The organism is Vibrio litoralis DSM 17657 (assembly GCF_000426765.1).
In the GTDB taxonomy this organism is placed as follows: Bacteria; Pseudomonadota; Gammaproteobacteria; order Enterobacterales; family Vibrionaceae; genus Vibrio; species Vibrio litoralis.
Genome location: NZ_AUFZ01000022.1, coordinates 1 through 20174, shown reverse-complemented (window position 1 = coordinate 20174; position 20174 = coordinate 1). Strand labels below are relative to the sequence as shown.

Sequence of the window (20174 nt, the reverse complement as noted above, 5' to 3'; positions counted from 1 at the left end):
AAAGGGGAGGAATGTTTCCAATTGTTTGTAAATTTACAGCCTAGATTCACAATTTCAAAGCCAATTAAAGTATGTGTTATGACGTTTTGTTATATAAAAAGAAAACTATCAGTAACAACTATGCCCAAGTGACTTCAAAATGCAGAATTCAGGACTGTTCTCCAAACCTTTAAGCAAGGAAGGTTGGCGAAGGAATGCATGGGTGTCATGTTAATCAATCAGTGCTAACCAGATACCAACGCCAATCATCAAAGTGCCAGCAATACGGTTAAGGAACTTAACGTTATCTCCGCGGGTTAAAAATAAACGTAAGCTTTTGCCGCCGGTTGCATAGGCCATCATTGAAATGAATTCCGTCATTAAAATAATGCTAATCAAGACAACCATTTGGTGGGGGACCGATTTATCGACATTAATGAATGGCGGCAAGAGTGAAATCATAAATGCCCAACCTTTTGGATTGGCAATAGCAGTGATAAAACCTTGGCTTATTAACTTTAGGCGATCGGTAGGCTGAGTGGATTGCTCAAGATTCAGGGACATTTTGCCTTTATTGAGCCACATATTGATACCAACCCAAATAAGGTAGGCACCACCAATCCATTTTAATGCTAAAAATAAGCTAGGGTAGTTTAACATTATTGCCGCAACGCCAATCACCGCTAACGTTGCCACTAAGGCCACGCCAGCAAGTTCTCCAACCATCATCCAAAGCGTGCGTTTAATTCCAACGCTCATTCCAAGTGTTAAGGCGAGTGTCATACACATTCCTGGTGTAATGGACACAAAGAAAAAGGTAGGAATAAAAGCGGATAAAAGTGCGTAATCGAGCATAATCTAAGCCATTTAAAAGAAGATTTTTTACTGTAATAGAATTCGCAAAAATAAGAAAGTGTTGAGTTATTTTTCTAACTGCATGATAGGTATGGTAAGCGAAAGAAAATCAGTAATATGCTAAGTACAAAATACGTTTAATGCAGTAGAATAGTCAGCCTTACGCTATTTTAAGTAAATAATAACTGGGTATGACAATTCAAATACGTGCTGCTTCGCCAAAAGATTTACCTCAACTGGATGAGCTAATGTTTCAACTTCATAACCACCATCATCAGTCATGTCCAGACCTTTTTAAAACACCAGAAGAAATAGAACAGGAAAAAAGTATTGCTCGCTATTTAGATTCCCCGGAATGTTTGGTGTATGTCGCGATAGACGTTTCAGATTCAATTATTGGTTTTGTGACTGGGCACTTCTGCGAATTAGTCTCAACGGTAAGTAAACCAGTAGCGATGGGCAGTATTGATGAGTTATTTATTATGCCTGAATATAGAAAGTCAGGTGTAGCTGAACAACTTTTGGCTAAGATAGAACAAACCTTAGTTGATTACGGTGTTCAGCAAATTTTTGTTGAAGTATGGGATTTTAATCAAGCTGCACGAGCTTTATATAACAAGTTAGGCTTTGCTTCACATATACATTGGCTTCGGAAGTCGGTGGTTTAATGGTGTTTAAATTAGGTACACGAGTGTTCAAATATTCAATTCTGATTTTTTTCGTCATAACTTCATTTATGACCGTGGCGGCGGAAGAGACAAAGGTAGACGTTGTGCCGTCTCATATTAAAGGCGCACTGTGTTATATAAAGGCAGATAATCAAGTTGTATTTGTTGATGAAGTCTTCACTAAGAAGCTTTCACTCCCTGGCGGTACGATTGGCGCAAATGAAAATCCAGCTAATGCGGCAGAGAGAGAAACGTGGGAAGAAACAGGGTTAGTCGTTACAGCTGAAGAGATCTTGACTCAAACCGATACTGCTGTGGTTTATCACTGTACTCCAGATTCCGGGGTTATTGCTTTTACCGAAAGAAATGAGCAGGGCTTTCATGTACTACCGGCTTGGTTTGCACCTGATTTTCGTATTGAAGTGAATCAAGCGCTCCTCGCTTATGCAGATAGCATTAAACCGGAACAATATCGCTACCCTGATCAGTTTGTACAACAAGTGTTAAACCACGATATTCCAAATGCACCAATTCAATATATTGACTCTGCCATTAGCGCTGCGCCACTAGTGCACCAATATGAATTACCTATGATACTCGCGATTCAATCGAGTATATTCCAATTGCCAGAAGGTATTTCAGATGGAGTGGTAAGCTTTTTTAAACTGGTGAACTTATCATCCAGTATTTTTGGCGTATTATTTTTGCTTCCGATCTTGGTGTATTTCTTCGGTGGTAAATCTATTTTACATATGATGTTTATTAGCATTGTCACCGTGACAATTACGCTATTAATTCAGTTAGGCTTAAAGTATCCACGGCCATTTATTTATCAGCCATTATTGCAATTAACCGATGCAGTTGGCTTCAGCACGCCCAGCATACGAGCCGCTTTAGGTGTGGTTTTAATTGGCTACCTTTTTCATGTATGGCGAAAGACCTATGATTATGATTCCATTTGGGGTTATCTATTTGCGGTCATTGCTCTGACGTTAACTCAAGGATTATCAAGTGTTATTCTTGGGGAGCAGTTTGCCTCGGACGTATTATTTGGCTATGTGATAGGGCTATTTACGTTATGGCATTATATTCGCTTAGAAGGTAAGCCATCGGTTACCGTGAAGCTTATTATGTTGCACCCTGCATTGTGGTGGGCATCGTTTATAGGTTTGTGCGTATTAGCAAATCAATTTCATTCCATACAGTTGGCAAATATTGCGGCGGTCGTTTTTGCTGCAGTCATTGCATTGCCAAGCCTGTTAAAAGCGCAACGGCTTCATTCACCTTATTTAGCCATAAAACTGATTGTATCCTGGTTAGCTGCCGGGGCGATTTTAGCCACTCAGGTTCACTGGTTCCCTCATTTTGTACAAAGTTCGATAAGTGGCTATTTAACTCAGTGCGGGATCTGGTTTCTACTAACTTATATGATCATTAAAATTAGTTGTATCGGCAATAACCAAATAATAGAGAAATCCTCATGACATCTAAAGCGGTTGTAGTATTTAGTGGTGGGCAAGATTCAACCACTTGTCTTGTTAAAGCCTTGAAAGAATTTGATGAAGTCCACGCCATTACTTTTGATTATGGCCAAAGGCACAAACTCGAAATAGAAGTTGCCCAATCCTTAGCGAAAAAGTTAGGCGTTGCTGCACACAAAGTGATGGATGTGAGTTTATTAAATGAACTTGCGATCAGCTCTTTAACGCGTGATGACATTCCTGTATCGCATGAGCTACAAGATAACGGTTTGCCTAATTCCTTTGTTCCTGGTCGTAATATTTTATTTTTAACTCTGGCGGGTATTTACGCTTATCAAATTGGCGCTCAAAGTGTGATTACAGGTGTGTGTGAAACGGATTTTTCTGGCTACCCAGATTGTCGTGACGAATTTGTAAAGTCGATTAATCAGTCTTTAGTGCTAGGTATGGATCGTCAATTTACGATTGATACACCACTAATGTGGCTGAACAAAGCAGAAACTTGGGCATTAGCAGATCAATTTGATGCGTTAGATCTGGTAAGAAATGAGACGCTAACCTGTTATAACGGCATTATCGGTGATGGATGTGGTGATTGTCCGGCGTGTGATCTTCGAAAGGCAGGTTTAGTCGATTATATAGATAATCGAGATGCAGTGATGGCCGCATTAGTTGCAAAGCAATTCTAACCAGCTTAAGTTCTACAGCATTGAATTAAAGTAATAATAAAAAAGCCCTTCAATGATCGAAGGGCTTTTGCTATTCCGTATATTTGTTTGATTAAAGATACAGTTTGGCTAAATCACTAGGCTCAACTTCTTTACCTTCAAGTTGTGCATTCCAGTTAGTACCAATTAGAACGCCATCTTCTGAAAGAGTGATTAACCAGTCTTCAACAAAGATATCTAATGGGATTTCTAGTACTTCAAAATCAGACCATTCTTCAACATTGTGCATTTGAGCATCTTCTTTTGATGACCAAAATGGCATAACTTCACTATTTTCAAACTCTGAAGAATCACAAGCTAACCAGCCATCTTCGTTTTTAAGTCCCCAAACCAATTTCGTTTCTTGAGTTTCTTGTACGAAAAGATCAAGATTAGCTTGAATGTCCGATGTTAATTTTGACATGTTATTACTCTCTACTGTGAGTTTGATAAATTGATTAATTCGTTAGGCATATTGTAAGTAATGTTGCGTATGAATACACAATAGCCATTAAATTACCTGACAGGCAAATCCTTTAAGATAAAAACCTTCAGGGTAGGCGCTGTCCACTGGGTGATCGGCGGCTTGTCCAAAACGTTCAATAAATTGCATTTTACGACCAGCATCCAAAGCAGCATCCGCTAAGATTTTCTGGAACAGGTTTTGCTCCATAAGTCCCGAACATGAATAGGTCAGCAATGTGCCGCCTGGTTTTAGAATCTGCATAGCAAGCATGTTGATATCTTTATAACCGCGACAAGCCCCATTTAATTGCGCTTTTGATTCGGCAAATTTGGGTGGATCCATGATCACAACATCAAATTTAGTGCCATTTTCACGGTATTCACGTAATAGTTTGAATACATCCGCATTTAAAAATTCAGCTTTCGATACATCAAAGCCATTGAGTTCTGCGTTTGCTTTTGCGTTATCAAGAGCGGGTTGTGACACATCTGCATTTACAACGTGTGCAGCGTTACCTTTTAATGCATAAAGCCCAAAGCCACCAGTGTAAGAAAAACAGTTGAGTACGGTTTTGCCATCGACATATTTCATTGAAAGTTGGCGGCTATCACGCTGATCTAGGTAGAAGCCTGTTTTATGGCCTGATTTAATATCTACCTGGATTTTTACGCCGTTTTCTTCAATGACAACGACATCCGGTGGAGTATCACCATGCAATACGCCTTGGCGCTCTTTTAAGCCTTCTTTCTTACGAACCGATACATCAGAACGCTCGTAGATGCTACAAGTAGGGTAAACCTCTTTTAATGCTTCAATAAGCTCTTCACGCTTTGCTTCTGCGCCAGCGCTGAGTAATTGGCAAACTAGAAAATCTTGGTAACGATCTATCGTGATCCCTGGCAGACCATCTGATTCGCCCGCAATGAGTCGATAACCCGTTAAACCACCACGTTCAATAATCGCATTACGCATAGTTTGCGCATCAGTTAAGCGTTTAATAAAGAAGTCAGTATTAATTTCTTCTTTTTCAAAACTCCAAACGCGAGCACGAATTTGTGATTGAGGAGAGAAAGCGGCTTTTGCTAACCATTGACCTTGGTTGGAATAGATATCTACCGTTTCTCCTAATTGTGGTTTTCCATCGATTTTTTGAATACCACGAGAAAAAACCCAAGGATGGCGACGAAGTAGAGATTTCTCTCTGCCTTTAACGAGATAGATAGCTGATGACATAGTTAGAAATTGCCTGAAAAAATAAGATGGGCTATTTTCATGGAATGTGAGGCGGAAAGCAAATGAATACAGGCAAATGTTTTGTATTAGCGCCATTATCACTAAACTGATAACTGAATGATTAATAGAGAAGGAGTGGATATGGCCCAATCGAATCGAATGTTTATAGTATCGGGTAGGGTACAAGGTGTTGGCTTTCGTTATCAAACCGCTCATCATGGTTTAACTCTTGGGTTAACGGGGCATGCTAAAAACCTGAATAATGGTGATGTCGAAGTTTTAGCTTGTGGTAATGAGCAAAAGGTCGCTGAGTTTTATGAGTGGTTAAAGCAAGGCCCAAGGACCGCTTATGTTGAATCTGTAAAAGAAGTCGAAACGACGCTTATTACTGAAAGGGATTTTGCTATTTTGTAGTGATTGAGCGTAACCCCTCTCTATTGAAGTTACTGAATATGCTTTATAAGCACTTTGCAGGCTTGGGTAAACCAGCTAATTTTGTTGCTTGCTTTGCTGGTCCTTTGCGAAATAGGGTAAACAGATACTTGCTATTACCTTTTTCTGGACCATGCTCTTTTTCCATTGCTTTGACTAGCATGCGAACTGCTGGAGAAGTGTTGAATTCGAGATAAAAATTGCGCACAAATAGAATCACTTCCCAATGGGCATCAGTAAGCTCAATCCCTTCTTGCTCCGCGATCATAGGCACAAGGTCTTCTTGCCAATCTGTGTGATTTAAAAGGTAACCTTCTTTGTCTGTTTCTATGGTCTTGCCATTATATTGATACATTTCAACAGTCCTGCGCGTGCGTTATGCGTTACTTGAGTATAGTTATTGGTACTAATCATAATAGTAATCAAACTCTGGATCTAATGATATTACGGCTATGGCTTCTAGCTGCTTTAAATATACCCAAGTAACTTTAACTTGCTTAAAGCTCTAGATGATAGCTCTGAATTCTGCATCTTGAAGTCACTTGGGTATAGATACAAAAAAGCCTGAAAGTTTCCCTTCAGGCTTTTGAATGATTCAATTATCAGTTTATTGGCATATTAATCGCGGTTAGTAATACCTAAGATGCTTAGTAAGCTGATGAAAATATTGTAAATAGATACGTAAAGAGTAATGGTTGCTGAGATATAGTTTGTCTCGCCACCACGTATAATGCTTTGCGTTGTTAGCAATATTGCGCCTGTTGAGAACAGGATAAACATTGAGCTTAGTGCTAAGTGGAACATTGGAATTTGGATGAAGAAGCTTGCAACCATACCAATGATTAACACAACTGCACCTGCCATCATAACGCCATTTAATACAGATAAATCACGTTTAGTAGTTAATGCATAAGCTGATGCCGCCATGAAAGATAAAGCTGTACCACCAAGAGCAGTAACAATAATATCGCCCATTCCTGCGCCAACGTACATATTCAGAATTGGACCAAGGCTATAACCTAAGAAACCTGTAAATAAGAAAGCAAATACAAGACCTAAGCTAGAGTTACGGTTTTTCTCGGTTAAGAAAAGCAAACCATAGAAACCAACTAACATTAGAATGATACCCGGGCGAGGTAGGTTTAGCGCCATGGATACACCCGCTACCACTGCCGACCAAAGTAGTGTCATAGACAATAAAAAGTAAGTGTTACGTAACACTCGGTTGGTTTGTACAACGCTTTCGCTTCTTGCGGTGCGTGATGTTAGTGGACTGTTCATAGTTTCCCTCGTTAATACACTTGATACCGACAGCATAACCATTTTTTGATTGCAGGGTCACTGCTATCGGATTACTTAAAAATAGACTAAGTATCTTTAAGTACATTAATGGTGCTTAAAGTTCACTTTTTCAAGGTCTTTATTTAATAACCTTTGTCTTTATTCTACGGGAATTTCCTCATATCTGTCAGGTGAAGTTGTAACACGATATGAAAAGAAAAGGGCTTGTAGAATCAATGGCTCTTATGTGTTCACGCTTCTTTTAATGTTACCCAATCTAGTTTGACAGAATCGTCCATCGTTTGTAAGAAGGGTAACATATCTTCTAAGGCCGCTAATTGAGATTCGCAATGGCAGTATTCTCTTAATACTTTATTAACTTGCTGTTCATTTTGGTAGGCTGAGGTGACTTCTTGCACTTGTGAATGTGGGATCTTGGCAAATAAAAATGCTTTACTGATACACTCTTTCCACTGCAAGTTAATCAGTTTGTTGGTTTCGTCGGTATCAAAAGCGAGATACTGAGTTTTGTCATTTTGATTGCGTGAAACGGTATAGCATAGTTGGCTTTCTTTACGCTCAGACAATGTTTCTATGCTTGCTTTTAACCATGATGAGGCATTAAAGCGAGAGGATATTTTAGATTGCTTGTTGAGGGGCAACCCATATAGCTCAACTTCATATTTGCCTTTCGAACCATCGACTAGTGCGCCTAAAGCAGATTGCCAGAATGAAGCTTGATAGTGTGGCGTGGAGGTGTTTATTGCTAGGTATTCAAATAATAGTGATTCATCTAAAGCGGCAGGAATAGACTGCAAAATCGCGACAATATTATCTTCTAGCTTCAGCTCTGGTGAGCAAAAAATAAAATCTTGCGCGGTAATATGACGAGATTCTTTGTCGTTTAACAGAGCGAGTCCATGCTTCTTCATGCCTATCGGTATTAGCCACTTTACATTTGCATCAATATCTTCATACCAGTGACAAGGTAGATTTGCTATGTCGCAAGTAACCGAGAAGAAACCCGTTTCTAAGTCATAGCACTTTGATGATAGTAAATATTGAATAAAACCATCGTGTTTAATGGATGTGACGTTTAAAAGTAATTTGGCGCGTTGGGTCTGCAAACTCATACTGCTTTAGGCCTATTTCTATCGGTAAAGTGATTTGCATTTTAATCAGCCTAAAATGTGACGGCTATACAGTATGTTAATATTAATGATGTTTTGAGACGCAGTTTGAAGTGTCTAATTTATCAGTTACATCGGTTACTAAAATTCTCACCTTGAGGCTACTTGGGTGTATCACAATTACTTCCTTATATACTCAACAGTCGACATATGATTTTTTAGTTGACTCGCAAAAGGAGTATATCCTTACTTTTAATCTTGTCTTGGTTTCATGTTTCAGAACTAACCTCTAGATGATTCTCAACAAATAAGGAATACATCTATGTTCAAACGGAAATCACTCATCATAGCTCTTGGCGCGCTATATACCTTGCCAAGTTACGCTGATATGAATATTCAACCGGATCCTGATAATCCGACGGGCTATGTAGTCGATCGCGGTGAAATAAAAGCGATGGAACAGCAAAAGACGTCAGATCCTATGTATGCTACTTGGTCTAAAGCGTTAGAAACCAGAGATAATGCTATTGTAGAGGCAATTGAGCCGGGGGCGAGTGCTAACCCAGAAAATGTTAAGCGAGTTGAGCGCGTTTTTCCTCAATCTGACTGGGACTTCTTAACCCAAATGGCAGCGCCGGAATATACCTACACGCGTTTTTTGCGTGCGATAGGCAAGTTCCCTGCATTTTGTGGTGAGTATACCGATGAGCGTGACTCTGATGCTATTTGTAAGAAGTCAATTATTACGGCGTTTGCTCACTTTTCACAAGAAACCGGCGGTCATATTTCCAAAGATAATATTTCCGATAATCCACTTGCTCTAGAAGAGTGGCAGCAAGCACTAGTGCATGTTAGAGAAATGGGCTGGTCTGAAGGTCAAGCAGGATATACCACAGGTTGCGGCCAAGATGATTGGCAGAATAAGCGTTGGCCATGTGCGGCAGGTGAAGGCTATTTTGGTCGAGGTGCCAAGCAGCTTTCTTATCATTTTAATTATGGCGCCTTTTCTGAAGTGATGTTTGACGGGGATGCGACAGTATTACTGAATACCCCGGGGCTAGTCGCGGATTCATGGCTTAACCTTGCTTCTGCTATTTGGTTTTTCTTAACGCCACAAGCGCCAAAACCTGCGATGTTGCATGTTATTGATAGAACTTGGGAACCATCTCAGCGAGAACTTGATGCGGGTATCGGATACGGTTTTGGTACTACTATTAACATTATTAATGGCGGGATTGAATGCGGCGAGCAAAATAAAGATAAAGGTCAGCCAGTAAATCGTATTCGTTATTGGGAAGGTTTGGCGGCACATTTCCAAATTCCTATCGAAAGTGATGAAACCAATACTTGCTGGCAACAGACGCCTTATGGAAGCTTGAATTTAAATGGTGCTACCGATGTGTTGTACACCAACTGGGATGGAAATTGGAAATACTATTCTGACCGTCCGGGTGGTTATTCATTTGAATGTGAATTGGTCGGGTTCCAAACTGCTTATTCAGCACTGGTCTCAGGGGATTATGAAAAGTGTGTCGCTAATTTCTATGGATCTCATGCTGGGTGGCCAGAGGTAAGAGTCGTTGATGATCTTGAGCCGGTAACACCCGATCCTGTTGACCCTCCTGTTGATGGTGTGAGTTCATGGGACGCAAGTAAGGTTTATACTGGCGGTGACCAAGTGAGTTATCAAGGCGCTATTTATCAAGCAGCATGGTGGACGCAAGGAGATACACCGACAAGTGGCGGGCCTTGGTCTCTAGTGAGCGGAGATGTGAATGGTGGTGGGGATGTTGAACCTTCGTCAGATCCTGAACCGACACCTGATCCCGAGCCAACACCAGAGCCGACTCCGACCGAGGACTATATTGTTTGGCAGCCAGGTGTAACTCAAGTGGCCAATGGCGAAAAAGTGATTTATCAAGATAAGTGCTTTATTGCCAAAAATGGTCCGGGAGTTTGGGAATCGCCAGTACAATCAAATTGGTTCTGGGATGAAATTCAATGCCTCTAGTTGATTAGAATAATGAGTTAAGTGATAGATACTAAAAAGCCTTAGCAGTGTGAATTGCTAAGGCTTTGTTTCAACGATATAAGCGTTTAAACGATGAGATTAATGATGCAGTATTTGGCTTAAGAAATTAATAGTACGGTCCGATTGAGGATTTTCGAAAAACTCTTTCGGGTTGTTTTCTTCAATAATTTCTCCAGCATCCATGAATATCACACGGTCTGCGACTTCTTTGGCAAAGCCCATTTCATGGGTTACACACAGCATCGTCATGCCTTCGCCTGCAAGTTCAACCATTACGTCAAGTACTTCACGTACCATCTCTGGATCGAGCGCAGAGGTAGGCTCATCAAATAGCATGATTTGTGGATTCATACATAATGAGCGAGCAATCGCCACACGTTGCTGCTGGCCACCAGAAAGTTGCCCAGGGTATTTATCCGCTTGGTCTGGGATTTTTACCCGCTCTAAATACTTCATGGCGACTTTCTCTGCTTCCGCTTTCGGCATTTTCTTTACCCAAATAGGCGCTAGGGTGCAGTTTTCTAACACCGTTAAATGTGGGAATAAGTTAAAGTGCTGAAAACACATGCCAACTTGTTTACGGATGGCTTCAATATTTTTCAGATCTTCAGTTAACTCGATACCACCAACATTAATTCTGCCTTTTTGATGCTCTTCCAAATGGTTAATACAGCGAATCATGGTTGATTTGCCAGAACCTGAAGGGCCACAGATAACGATTTTTTCGCCTTTTGTTACTTTTAAATTGATATTTTTAAGTACGTGGAATTCACCATACCACTTATTCATATCATCAATTTGGATCATGTAGTCTTGTTGTTGAGTCATAATTACTTCCTTGAATGCTTCTATCTTCCAAGAGATTTATACCAATCGTATTAATACCAATCGTATTAATACCAATCGTATTAATACCAATCGCACTAATTATCTGAACATTCTTGCTTGTTAAAAGCCTCGATAACCACGTTATAAATTTTGATTGTAGAGCAACTACTTATCGAAAATTTATGCCTTGTTCTCAAGGCTTTTTCCTTCGCAACTTCTGATCATCTAATTAATTTGATTGGTATAATTATCTCTTATGGCCAGTATGGAGTTTGTTTTCTAAGTAAATGGAGTAGCGGGAAATCCCGAAACAAAATACCCAAAACACTAACCCAACAAACACATAACTCTCTGTTGAATAACCTAACCAGTCAGGGTCATTATTCGCCGCCTGGCCGATACCTAGCACGTCATACATACCAATGATGAGAACAAGACTGGTATCTTTCAGTAGGGATAAGAAGTTATTTACAATCGATGGAATGGTGATTTTTAACGCTTGTGGCAACACAATTAATCCCATTTTTTGCCAATAAGACAGTCCAAGTGAATCGGCTGCTTCGTATTGGCCTTTAGGAATAGCTTGCAACCCCCCTCGTACTACTTCCGCCATATAGGCTGAATAGAACATCACCACACCGATTAAGGCACGAATGAGTTTATCGGTCTGAATGCCTTCAGCAAAAAATAGCGGCAACATAACAGAAGCCATAAATAGTACGGTAATCAAAGGAACGCCACGCCAAATCTCAATGTAAGCAACACTCAACTTACTGATAATCGGCATTTTAGATCGTCGGCCTAAGGCTAAAACGACACCGATAGGTAATGAAAGAACGATACCAATGGTTGAAAGGATTAACGTAACCAGTAAGCCACCCCATTGATGAGTGTCAACAACTGGCAAACCAAACATAGAACCTTCAAGTAGACCTGCCATTAAAATAGGGTAGGCACTACCAAAAAAGATAAAGATCCAAGTACGTTTTGGTGTTTTTTCGTAAGCCATTAAGACAACAAGAATCGCGAGTGTCCAGTAAAATAGCTTAGGTCTCCACAATTCTGCCGCTGGATAAAAGCCGAACATGAACTGATCCCAACGTACACTGATAAACACCCAACATGCGCCGGTACTGTTACATGCATCTCGAGTGGTTCCTATCCAGTCGGCGTTGATGATTCCCCAATCTGCAATTGACCAAATGGTTGTCACGGCTATATAAGCCATCACTAAGGTCAAAAGGCTATTAAGAGGCGTACTAAATAAGTTTTTGCGTAACCAACCGATAAGCCCGACAGTATTAGCCGGTGGCGGGAGGTCAGGTAAAAATTGGTGCTGTTTCATCTAAATTCTCCGCTTGTTATCTTTCTACTAACGCAACTTTGCGGTTATAGATGTTCATTAGCCATGACGTTAATAAACTTAATCCTAAGTAGACTCCCATCGTCATAAAGATGATTTCAATAGCTTGACCGGTTTGGTTGAGAGTTGTTCCTGCAAAAACCGAGACAAGATCAGGATAACCAATGGCCATTGCTAATGATGAGTTTTTGGTTAAATTCAAATACTCACTGGTAAGGGGAGGAACGATGATTCGCATGGCTTGTGGAATGACAACCAATTTTAGCGTTTTTGATTGCGATAGACCTAAAGCGGTTGCGGCTTCTGTTTGACCATGACTCACGGCTTCAATGCCTGAGCGTACAATTTCAGCAATAAAAGCAGACGTGAATATGCCAAGAGCCAGCAACAGAGCAAATAATTCAGGTAAAATAGTTATGCCGCCCTTAAAGTTGAAGCCTTTCAATTCTGGGTAATCTGCCGAAATTGGCATCCCCATAATAAAGTAAGCCACAGCTGGCAAGCCGATACATAAACCTAAAACAATTCTAGTGGTTGGCGTTTGTAACCCTGTCACTTTTTGTTTGTTTTTAGCCCAGATATACACACCGATACTGAGCACTACCGCAAGAATAGCTGCAGCGCCGATTAACCAACTGCCGGATTCAAAGATCGGCTTTGGCATATATAAGCCACGTATATTTAGAAATAGAGCCTCGCCTAAGCTAAGACTTTGCCTTGCAGAAGGTAGAGCTTGCAGGACCGCAAAATACCAGAATAATATCTGCAATAGAGGCGGCACATTACGTACAATTTCTATATATACCGCAGCAAGGCGATTGACCATCCAGTTGGATGATAGGCGCGCAATCCCGACAGTAAAGCCAAGAATAGTTGCTAGGATGATACCGAGAAAGGAAACTAAAACAGTGTTGAGTAGACCGACAATAAAGGTACGGCCAAAGGTATAGGTTTCATCATATTCAATTAACGCTAGGCTGATACCAAAGCCAGCTTCACGATCGAGGAAACTAAAACCCGTGGAGATACCGCGGCTATTCAAGTTATCGATAGTATTATTGATAATGATATAGAAAAAGTAACCAAGTACCGCCACGGTGATAAGCTGGAAAGCAATTGAGCGGAACCTTGGGTTATAAATAAGGTGAGAAAGGGAGCTACCAGATGCTGACTGATTGACGGCTTTCTCGGATTCATTAGGTTTCATACTGCGTAACCTCAAAATCATTGAAAAAAAAGGGCGGCCGAAACCGCCCTAGTCCAGAGTATTATGAAGTTATGTGTATTAACGAATTGGTGGCGCGTATTGGAAGCCACCCGCGTTCCAAAGTTTATTTACACCACGGTCAACTTTAAGTGGTGAACCTTGACCGACAGTACGTTCAAACATTTCACCGTAGTTACCTACTTGCTTAACGATTTGGTAAGCCCAATCATCTTTCAGTCCTAGGCCTTCGCCTTTTGGACCATCAAGACCTAAAATGCGTTTCACGTTAGGATCTTTTGATTTTTTCATTTCATCGACATTTGCTTGAGTAATGCCATATTCTTCAGCATTGATCATGGCAAATAATGTCCACTTAGTAACGTTAAACCACTGGTCATCACCTTGACGCACAACAGGGCCTAGAGGCTCTTTTGAGATAATTTCAGGTAAAACGGTTGCAGAGTTTGGATCTTTCAAGTTCAAGCGTAGTCCGTAAAGTTGAGATTGGTCTGAAGTTAGAACATCACAACGACCGGAATCGAAACCTTTAGAGGTTTGGTCCATCGTGTCAAAGACTACGGGTTTGTATTCCATGCCTTTTAGTCGGAAGTAGTCTGCAAGGTTAAGTTCAGTCGTTGTACCAGACTGAACACAAACAGACGCGCCATCAAGCTCTAAAGCACTCTTAACACCCAAGTCTTTCTTGACCATGAAACCTTGACCATCGTAATAAGTAGTACCAACGAAGTTAAGACCTAATGAACCATCACGTTGAAGTGTCCAGGTTGTGTTACGAGATAGAACATCAACTTCACCAGACTGTAGGGCAGTAAAACGTTCTTTTGCGTTCAGTGGAACGTATTTTACTTTTGATTTATCACCTAATACTGCTGCAGCAACCGCTTGACAATATTCAACATCAAGACCTTCCCATTGGCCTTTAGAGTTGGGGTTTGAAAAGCCTGCAAGGCCTGTACTCACACCACATTTTAGTTCATTCGCTTTTTGTACATCTTGCAGCGTACCGGCAAAAGCTGAGTTAGCCATCATGGCAGCAGAAACTGCTACTGCTGAAGCGAGAAGTTTAATTGATTTTTGCATGTGTATCCTTCCTGTATACGTCCATTGAAATCAGGTTGAACTGAAAACGAATTTGTCTGTGATTGATTAAACTAATGTTGTTTTAATTAGAATATTTGTTCGGTACACCTTTATATTTAACTTAGGTTTCGTACCTGTTTAACTCTTAAAGAGTAGGAAAGAATTTGAAATACACAAACCACAACATCCATTATGTGGTTGAGTAGCATCACAAATCTTTCATTAAGTTTAGGATGTATAAATGTCATAGCAATGTAAATAGTGCAATGGTGCACCACGATGTCACATTTGAACTTTTATTCTGAATAGCAGGGTATGGACGCTATATAATTATTAATAGATTGCTTACTAATGGATTAATTAATAAGCGAGAGTGTTAAATTCGAAGTAAAATTGTTTGTGATAAAGATCTTATGTTTCCTCTGTGCACAAATTTGGTAGTATCAAGCATGAGTGACACATCACAAAAAGGAATTAAATGCGTTATTTTCCAGTTTTTTTAGACCTAAATAATAAAGCGGTACTGGTCGTTGGCGGTGGAGAAGTGGCTTGTCGAAAGGTTGATATGCTTCTCAGAGCTGGGGCAAATGTCACAGTAGTCTCGCCGAATATTCATCCACATCTGCTTTCTCTCGCGGAACAACAATCACTGCTTTGGGTAAAATCATTCTATCAATCAGAGATGCTGCAAGACTATATTCAAGTCTGGGCAACGACCGATAATCCTCAGTTGAACCATCAAGTTCATCACGATGCTAAGCAAAAAAACATCATGGTTAATGTGGTCGACGATAAACCTTATTGTGACTTTATTACGCCTTCTATGATCAACCGTGGTCGTATTCAAATTGCAGTATCCAGTGGTGGGGCATCACCGGTATTAATCCGTTATCTGCGTGAAAAGTTAGAGTCTATGCTGCCGCAGAACTTATCGCTATTGGCAGATTTTGGCGCATCAAAACGTAACAGCATTAAAGAATCATTAGCCACGGTAGATGAAAGACGTAAGTTTTGGGAGCGTTTCTTTTCTTCGGCAAAAATTCCAATCATTACCAAGCGTGAACAATTAGAATCTCTATATCTCGATATCTTGCAAGATAAAGTGGAAGTGACGTCGGTTTTGCATTGGATTCAGTTCAATCACGATGTTGAAAACCTTTCGATTAAAGCACTACGTTTAATGCAAGAATCGGAATTGGTTTTGTATCCGGCAGATTGTCCATTTGAATTCGTGGATTTATGTCGTCGTGATGCAGACAGAGAAGAGTACCAAGATATCCACCATTTGGCCGGGTTAATCGAGAAAGCCAAAGCGGATAAATTAAGAGTCTGTATTTTCACTGCCAATGATCCGATTGCTTCAGAGATGAAACTCTTGATGGGCAATGAGAAATTAATTCGTATTGCTGAATAAATCATCAACTTAGTCTAGACTTTAAAGAGTAGGCTTGCGGAGGTGGGTTATGGAGCACCAGCATAATCAAAAAGATAACCCCTTAATTAATGATCTCGTCACGAAAGGGTTTGTTTATACCTCTTTGCATCACTTATCGTGGCCGCAACAAACCTTAACGGTTGATAATGGCCTAGTGCTACGGTTTTACCACCGTGGCATGCTAAGCATAATGCCTGCTCACTATAAAGGGGACAGCGCCACGGTAATATCGGTTGGCATTCATGGTGATGAAACAGGGCCGATTGAGTTGGTCGATAAACTGGTTTCTCAAGTGCTATCTGGAGAGGTCACCATCAGTCACCCGTGTTTGTTTATTTTTGCTCATCCTGACGCCACCATAAAAAAGCAGCGCTTTATAGAACAAAACCTCAATCAACTTTTTGAAATGTCCAACATGCAAGTGCGAGGCATTGAAGGGGAAATTGCCGCCAAAATAAAAGATGTCGTTGAATTGTTTTTTGAACGATCTTCTGGAAAGAAACGCTGGCACCTCGATCTTCATTGTTCCTCTCGTCCTTCTCAATATCCTGTTTTTGCTATTCGTCCTGCGACCAGACATCAATCTGACACCACTGACCAAGAATTAAAATATTTTGCCCAACATGCTGATGTTCAGGCTGTTTTGTTATGCCATCACCCTAGTTATGCGTTTAGTTGGTATACAGGTGAGTACTTCCAAGCGAAGAGCTTAACCATTGAACTCGGGCAACTTAGAGCATTGGGCGAAAATGATCTTTCCGTGTTTACATCGTTTTTATCGGGTATGCATTTATTGCTCAACCGTAATGAAAAGCTAGATGATGTTAATTGCATGAATCAAGATATCGCGGTTTATGATGTGGTTGATGAAATCCGCAAGCAGCATCCAGATTTAGCCTTTACCGCGAGGCAAGCACTAATTAACTTTGAACCACTGTATTTAAATCAAGAATATGGAATACAAGGCGGCGTTCCGATGATCTGTGAGTCTGGTGGTTACGCTTTAGTGTTTGCCAATGATAAAGTGGATGTCGGTCAGAGAGCGGCGTTATTGGTCGAAAGAATTCGCTAACGATAAATATATTCTGACTTTACTTTTCAATTGGTGCGTAACTGGTATGGTATCGCAAACACCGCAAGCTTATACTCTTCGTACTTGAAGCTGCAGCTTTGTTGACGGCGTTCATTCACCCCAATCACATAGACGAGCTATGCTCATGGGGCTTCATTCACTTGTCGCCTCACTGCAACTCCAATTAGTTTGAGTATACATAAGTGACTATGATCATATGCAATTCAATCAGTTAATTCACACCAAACACCAGCGCTGGAAACTGCCATTCATTTTAATCACGCTCTTTTTAGCCAGCGTGAGTACTATCTATCTATCGGTTGGCGATTTATCCCTGTCTTTTTTCCATCCTATGTCTGATTTACAGCAACAAGTGGTCGTCAACCTTCGGCTACCTAGGTTGTTTGCCGCCATATTATTAGGCGCTTCACTTGCGGTGGCCGGTGCGACCTTACAAGTCTTATTAGGCAACCCACTGGCAGAGCCCGGCATTATTGGTATTTCAGGCGGGGCAAGTCTGGCGATGGTGATCGCCTTGTTCTTTTTTCCTGTCTTAATGTCGCCACTAGGTTCAATGGCCGTCGCGATATTGGGTTCGTTAGTTTTTACGTTTTTAATTGTGTCACTTGCCAAAGCGATGCGTTTAACCACAGGGCGCTTGTTATTGATTGGGGTAGCGTTAGGGATTTTATCTAGCGCGGTTGTAACGTGGGCATTTTATTTCAGTGATGACTTTAACCTAAGAATATTGATGTATTGGCTAATGGGTAGTATTAGCGGAGTGTCTTGGGCTCAAGTGGCACTAGGGCTCATAATGTTACCCTGTATCGTTTGGCTGTGCTTCAAAGGTCGAGATTTAGACTTATTGATGGCAGGTGAGCAACATGCCAAACAACTCGGCTTAGATGTGTTTGCTCTACGTTGGAAGTTGATTATCTATGTGTCGATATTGGTCGGCTGCTCAGTGGCGATTGGCGGGGTGATCAGTTTTATAGGTTTAGTGGTTCCGCATCTTATTCGTTTGATTTTTGGCAGTGAAAACCGTTATCTGTTACCGATGTCTGCACTGTGTGGCGCAAGTTTACTGGTGTTGGCTGACTTACTTGCTAGAGTATCACTGACCAGTGCAGAACTCCCTTTAGGCGTAATGACAACGACGATTGGTGCGCCAGTGTTCATTTGGATGTTACTACGTGGGCATGATCAGAATTAATTATGAATAAACTAACGCCTATGCTCGATATAAAAGATCTCAGCGTATCAAATCGTTTGATGCCGATGAGCTTTCAAGTTAATCCTGGTGAAATCCTACATGTGATTGGTCCAAATGGGAGTGGTAAAAGTACCTTACTTGAAGTGTTATCCGGTTTACTTTCACATCAAGGCACCGTCACTTTCAGCGGTGAATCAATCGCTCGATATGATTTGAAAGAACTGGCAAAGATCCGCGCCTATTTATGTCAGTCAGATCGACCGGCGTTTAATATGTCGGTCTTTCAATATTTATCGCTCTCTATCAACAAAGACATTCATCATGATGTAGTGGAAAAAGCGGTGAGTGAAACTACCACGCAGCTTTGCATTACCGACAAGCTAGGCAAAAGCATTCATCATTTATCCGGTGGTGAATGGCAAAGGGTGCGACTTGCCGGAGTATGCCTGCAAGTGTGGCCAACCTTGAACCCAGATGCGAAAGTATTGCTGCTCGATGAACCCGCAGCACCTTTAGATGTTGGTCAAGAAAGCTTGCTGTACCAAATGATAGAAGTGATGGCGAGCAAAGGCTTAACCGTAGTGATGGCAAACCACGATTTAAATCGAACCTTGAGACATTCTGATAAAGTGTTGATTCTTAAAGAAGGTGTATTAAAAGCAGTAGGCGAAACAAAGTCGTTATTAACCAGCCAATTATTGACAGAAATATTTAATACTCAAGTCATGCGTATTGAGCATGATGGACAAGCGCACTTATTGTTTGATTAACGGTTTGGTATTGATGTCTATTCTAACTTAATCATACAACTTCGGGTGCTTTAAAGTTGTCATTCCAGCCGAGCCTAGGCGAGAGCAGGAATCTATTTACCACAAGCGTATATTAGAAGTTTGATAGTGCTTTCTTTAGATGTGTTTAACGAAACAATAAGTGTTCGAAAATCACTCGCTCCCTTTCACGTTCTGTGTGTTTATACAGTTATAATTTAATTTTTTGGGTATTAAACGGTTTTGTGTGAAAGCGAGAACCTATACCTATATGCGAACTATTAGGATTAATTGTAACGCATTGTTAATTAACAATAATGTATAAATATTGAAAGTTCACCCCTGTCACAACTGGCTCGCTAAACCCAATTATCGCTTTCTCCATCGCATAAAATCAGCTAAATGCTTTTAAAAAGACGCTATTAGAGTATCTTTTAGCAATAAATGAATTGATTAGCAGTGAACGTGTTGAAGTAATCTGCGGGTTTATCCGTGTTTCTTGCTAATACACTGATGTAGACTCCCTCATGTCAACACCCCATTATTTGATACTTGCGAACTTATTTACGAGTTCAATCTAAAATGATCGACTCAATGATAATTGCGCGTATCGGAGCAACATCTGTTAGGCGAGGTTTTAACCTCTCAGTGTATTACTGGCTTACCGAATGAGTTATGCAAAGTAATGAAGTGTTTAACCTTTTCGCCCTATAGTGCTACTGAGCAATAGTTTGTGTTGTTTTGTAGCATTGAAAATGCAGTCCTGACTGTTTTATTAGCGAGAGCAACAGCGGCACATTTTTTCCCTCGTCGTTCTATTAATTTTTTAAGCCACAGCTCTTTCTCTGTTTTTGCTGGTCGCTTATCAATGCTATTTACAAAAGTAAATGCTCCAGTGATTAATTGGCTTCTCAATGCACTATT

The 20174-nt window shown here is 40.6% G+C and carries 19 protein-coding genes and 1 pseudogene; 9 read left to right on the top strand and 11 right to left on the bottom strand.

The features are described 5' to 3' along the window. Positions 1-210: 210 nt before the first annotated feature. The gene (locus K358_RS0109015) at positions 211-834 is read right to left on the bottom strand and encodes a LysE family translocator (protein ID WP_027696512.1); all 624 of its coding nucleotides are present in this window, start codon (positions 832-834) and stop codon (positions 211-213) included. Between the two features lie 191 nt (positions 835-1025). Between K358_RS0109015 and K358_RS0109010 the strand changes: the two genes are divergently transcribed. From K358_RS0109010 to queC, 3 genes are all read left to right on the top strand, one after another. After that, on the top strand, positions 1026-1502 hold the full coding sequence (locus K358_RS0109010; RefSeq protein ID WP_027696511.1) for a GNAT family N-acetyltransferase: 477 nt from the start codon (positions 1026-1028) through the stop codon (positions 1500-1502). Positions 1503-1606: 104 nt separating this feature from the next. Then, positions 1607-2986, top strand: coding sequence for a bifunctional NUDIX hydrolase/phosphatase PAP2 family protein (locus K358_RS0109005; protein WP_169716291.1), 1380 nt, complete (start codon positions 1607-1609; stop codon positions 2984-2986). Further along, positions 2983-3672, top strand: a complete 690-nt coding sequence (gene queC, locus K358_RS0109000; RefSeq protein ID WP_027696509.1) for a 7-cyano-7-deazaguanine synthase QueC — start codon at positions 2983-2985, stop codon at positions 3670-3672. Before K358_RS0109005 ends, queC begins: the two co-directional genes overlap by 4 nt. Before the next feature lie 91 nt (positions 3673-3763). On the opposite strand, the gene K358_RS0108995 is transcribed toward queC, so the two are convergent. After that, on the bottom strand, positions 3764-4114 hold the full coding sequence (locus K358_RS0108995) for a DUF2750 domain-containing protein (RefSeq protein ID WP_027696508.1): 351 nt from the start codon (positions 4112-4114) through the stop codon (positions 3764-3766). An 87-nt stretch (positions 4115-4201) separates the two neighbouring features. Beyond that, positions 4202-5389, bottom strand: coding sequence for a class I SAM-dependent methyltransferase (locus tag K358_RS0108990; protein ID WP_027696507.1), 1188 nt, complete (start codon positions 5387-5389; stop codon positions 4202-4204). A 141-nt stretch (positions 5390-5530) separates the two neighbouring features. Here K358_RS0108990 and yccX point away from each other — a divergent pair, with 141 nt between their 5' ends. Beyond that, positions 5531-5803: an acylphosphatase gene (gene yccX, locus K358_RS0108985; protein WP_027696506.1), complete on the top strand. Its 273-nt coding sequence runs from the start codon at positions 5531-5533 to the stop codon at positions 5801-5803. 43 nt (positions 5804-5846) lie between these two features. On the opposite strand, the gene K358_RS0108980 is transcribed toward yccX, so the two are convergent. The 3 genes from K358_RS0108980 to K358_RS0108970 all read right to left on the bottom strand — a co-directional run bounded on the left by K358_RS0108980 (position 5847) and on the right by K358_RS0108970 (position 8235). Next, positions 5847-6176 (bottom strand): TusE/DsrC/DsvC family sulfur relay protein, encoded by a 330-nt coding sequence (locus K358_RS0108980; protein ID WP_027696505.1) that lies wholly within the window; start codon positions 6174-6176, stop codon positions 5847-5849. Between the two features lie 263 nt (positions 6177-6439). Next, positions 6440-7102, bottom strand: coding sequence for a Bax inhibitor-1/YccA family protein (locus tag K358_RS0108975; RefSeq protein WP_027696504.1), 663 nt, complete (start codon positions 7100-7102; stop codon positions 6440-6442). Between the two features lie 251 nt (positions 7103-7353). Then, positions 7354-8235 carry a hypothetical protein gene (locus tag K358_RS0108970; RefSeq protein ID WP_027696503.1) on the bottom strand — a complete coding sequence of 294 codons (882 nt, stop codon included), beginning with the start codon at positions 8233-8235 and terminating at the stop codon, positions 7354-7356. Positions 8236-8554: 319 nt separating this feature from the next. On the opposite strand from K358_RS0108970, the gene K358_RS0108965 reads away from it, so the two are divergent. Next, positions 8555-10243 (top strand): chitinase, encoded by a 1689-nt coding sequence (locus tag K358_RS0108965; protein ID WP_027696502.1) that lies wholly within the window; start codon positions 8555-8557, stop codon positions 10241-10243. 99 nt (positions 10244-10342) lie between these two features. On the opposite strand, the gene K358_RS0108960 is transcribed toward K358_RS0108965, so the two are convergent. From K358_RS0108960 to K358_RS0108945, 4 genes are all read right to left on the bottom strand, one after another. Then, entirely contained in the window at positions 10343-11092 is a 750-nt protein-coding gene (locus K358_RS0108960; protein WP_027696501.1) for an amino acid ABC transporter ATP-binding protein, read from the bottom strand. Between the two features lie 247 nt (positions 11093-11339). Next, positions 11340-12437 carry an amino acid ABC transporter permease gene (locus K358_RS0108955; protein ID WP_027696500.1) on the bottom strand — a complete coding sequence of 366 codons (1098 nt, stop codon included), beginning with the start codon at positions 12435-12437 and terminating at the stop codon, positions 11340-11342. Between the two features lie 16 nt (positions 12438-12453). After that, positions 12454-13662, bottom strand: a complete 1209-nt coding sequence (locus K358_RS0108950) for an amino acid ABC transporter permease (RefSeq protein ID WP_027696499.1) — start codon at positions 13660-13662, stop codon at positions 12454-12456. A 78-nt stretch (positions 13663-13740) separates the two neighbouring features. Continuing rightward, the gene (locus K358_RS0108945) at positions 13741-14763 is read right to left on the bottom strand and encodes an amino acid ABC transporter substrate-binding protein (protein ID WP_027696498.1); all 1023 of its coding nucleotides are present in this window, start codon (positions 14761-14763) and stop codon (positions 13741-13743) included. A 478-nt stretch (positions 14764-15241) separates the two neighbouring features. On the opposite strand from K358_RS0108945, the gene K358_RS0108940 reads away from it, so the two are divergent. From K358_RS0108940 to btuD, 4 genes are all read left to right on the top strand, one after another. Beyond that, complete coding sequence (locus tag K358_RS0108940; protein WP_027696497.1) at positions 15242-16177, top strand: siroheme synthase; 936 nt, start codon at positions 15242-15244, stop codon at positions 16175-16177. 49 nt (positions 16178-16226) lie between these two features. Beyond that, positions 16227-17270, top strand: coding sequence for a succinylglutamate desuccinylase (locus K358_RS0108935; protein WP_027696496.1), 1044 nt, complete (start codon positions 16227-16229; stop codon positions 17268-17270). 217 nt (positions 17271-17487) lie between these two features. Continuing rightward, positions 17488-18483, top strand: a complete 996-nt coding sequence (gene btuC / locus K358_RS0108930; RefSeq protein ID WP_027696495.1) for a vitamin B12 ABC transporter permease BtuC — start codon at positions 17488-17490, stop codon at positions 18481-18483. A 20-nt stretch (positions 18484-18503) separates the two neighbouring features. Next, on the top strand, positions 18504-19253 hold the full coding sequence (gene btuD, locus K358_RS0108925) for a vitamin B12 ABC transporter ATP-binding protein BtuD (protein WP_027696494.1): 750 nt from the start codon (positions 18504-18506) through the stop codon (positions 19251-19253). Positions 19254-19958: 705 nt separating this feature from the next. On the opposite strand, the pseudogene K358_RS18260 reads toward btuD, so the two are convergent. Beyond that, positions 19959-20174 (bottom strand): annotated as a pseudogene (locus K358_RS18260) (IS110 family transposase); the annotation flags it as partial.

What these genes read in the sequence shown, in the direction of transcription:
- K358_RS0109015 (WP_027696512.1), bottom strand. Translation starts at nt 834, where the DNA reads ATGCTCGATTACGCACTTTTATCCGCTTTTATTCCTACCTTTTTCTTT.
- K358_RS0109010 (WP_027696511.1), top strand. Translation starts at nt 1,026, where the DNA reads ATGACAATTCAAATACGTGCTGCTTCGCCAAAAGATTTACCTCAACTG.
- queC (WP_027696509.1), top strand. Translation starts at nt 2,983, where the DNA reads ATGACATCTAAAGCGGTTGTAGTATTTAGTGGTGGGCAAGATTCAACC.
- K358_RS0108995 (WP_027696508.1), bottom strand. Translation starts at nt 4,114, where the DNA reads ATGTCAAAATTAACATCGGACATTCAAGCTAATCTTGATCTTTTCGTA.
- K358_RS0108990 (WP_027696507.1), bottom strand. Translation starts at nt 5,389, where the DNA reads ATGTCATCAGCTATCTATCTCGTTAAAGGCAGAGAGAAATCTCTACTT.
- yccX (WP_027696506.1), top strand. Translation starts at nt 5,531, where the DNA reads ATGGCCCAATCGAATCGAATGTTTATAGTATCGGGTAGGGTACAAGGT.
- K358_RS0108980 (WP_027696505.1), bottom strand. Translation starts at nt 6,176, where the DNA reads ATGTATCAATATAATGGCAAGACCATAGAAACAGACAAAGAAGGTTAC.
- K358_RS0108975 (WP_027696504.1), bottom strand. Translation starts at nt 7,102, where the DNA reads ATGAACAGTCCACTAACATCACGCACCGCAAGAAGCGAAAGCGTTGTA.
- K358_RS0108970 (WP_027696503.1), bottom strand. Translation starts at nt 8,235, where the DNA reads ATGAGTTTGCAGACCCAACGCGCCAAATTACTTTTAAACGTCACATCC.
- K358_RS0108965 (WP_027696502.1), top strand. Translation starts at nt 8,555, where the DNA reads ATGTTCAAACGGAAATCACTCATCATAGCTCTTGGCGCGCTATATACC.
- K358_RS0108960 (WP_027696501.1), bottom strand. Translation starts at nt 11,092, where the DNA reads ATGACTCAACAACAAGACTACATGATCCAAATTGATGATATGAATAAG.
- K358_RS0108955 (WP_027696500.1), bottom strand. Translation starts at nt 12,437, where the DNA reads ATGAAACAGCACCAATTTTTACCTGACCTCCCGCCACCGGCTAATACT.
- K358_RS0108950 (WP_027696499.1), bottom strand. Translation starts at nt 13,662, where the DNA reads ATGAAACCTAATGAATCCGAGAAAGCCGTCAATCAGTCAGCATCTGGT.
- K358_RS0108945 (WP_027696498.1), bottom strand. Translation starts at nt 14,763, where the DNA reads ATGCAAAAATCAATTAAACTTCTCGCTTCAGCAGTAGCAGTTTCTGCT.
- K358_RS0108940 (WP_027696497.1), top strand. Translation starts at nt 15,242, where the DNA reads ATGCGTTATTTTCCAGTTTTTTTAGACCTAAATAATAAAGCGGTACTG.
- K358_RS0108935 (WP_027696496.1), top strand. Translation starts at nt 16,227, where the DNA reads ATGGAGCACCAGCATAATCAAAAAGATAACCCCTTAATTAATGATCTC.
- btuC (WP_027696495.1), top strand. Translation starts at nt 17,488, where the DNA reads ATGCAATTCAATCAGTTAATTCACACCAAACACCAGCGCTGGAAACTG.
- btuD (WP_027696494.1), top strand. Translation starts at nt 18,504, where the DNA reads ATGCTCGATATAAAAGATCTCAGCGTATCAAATCGTTTGATGCCGATG.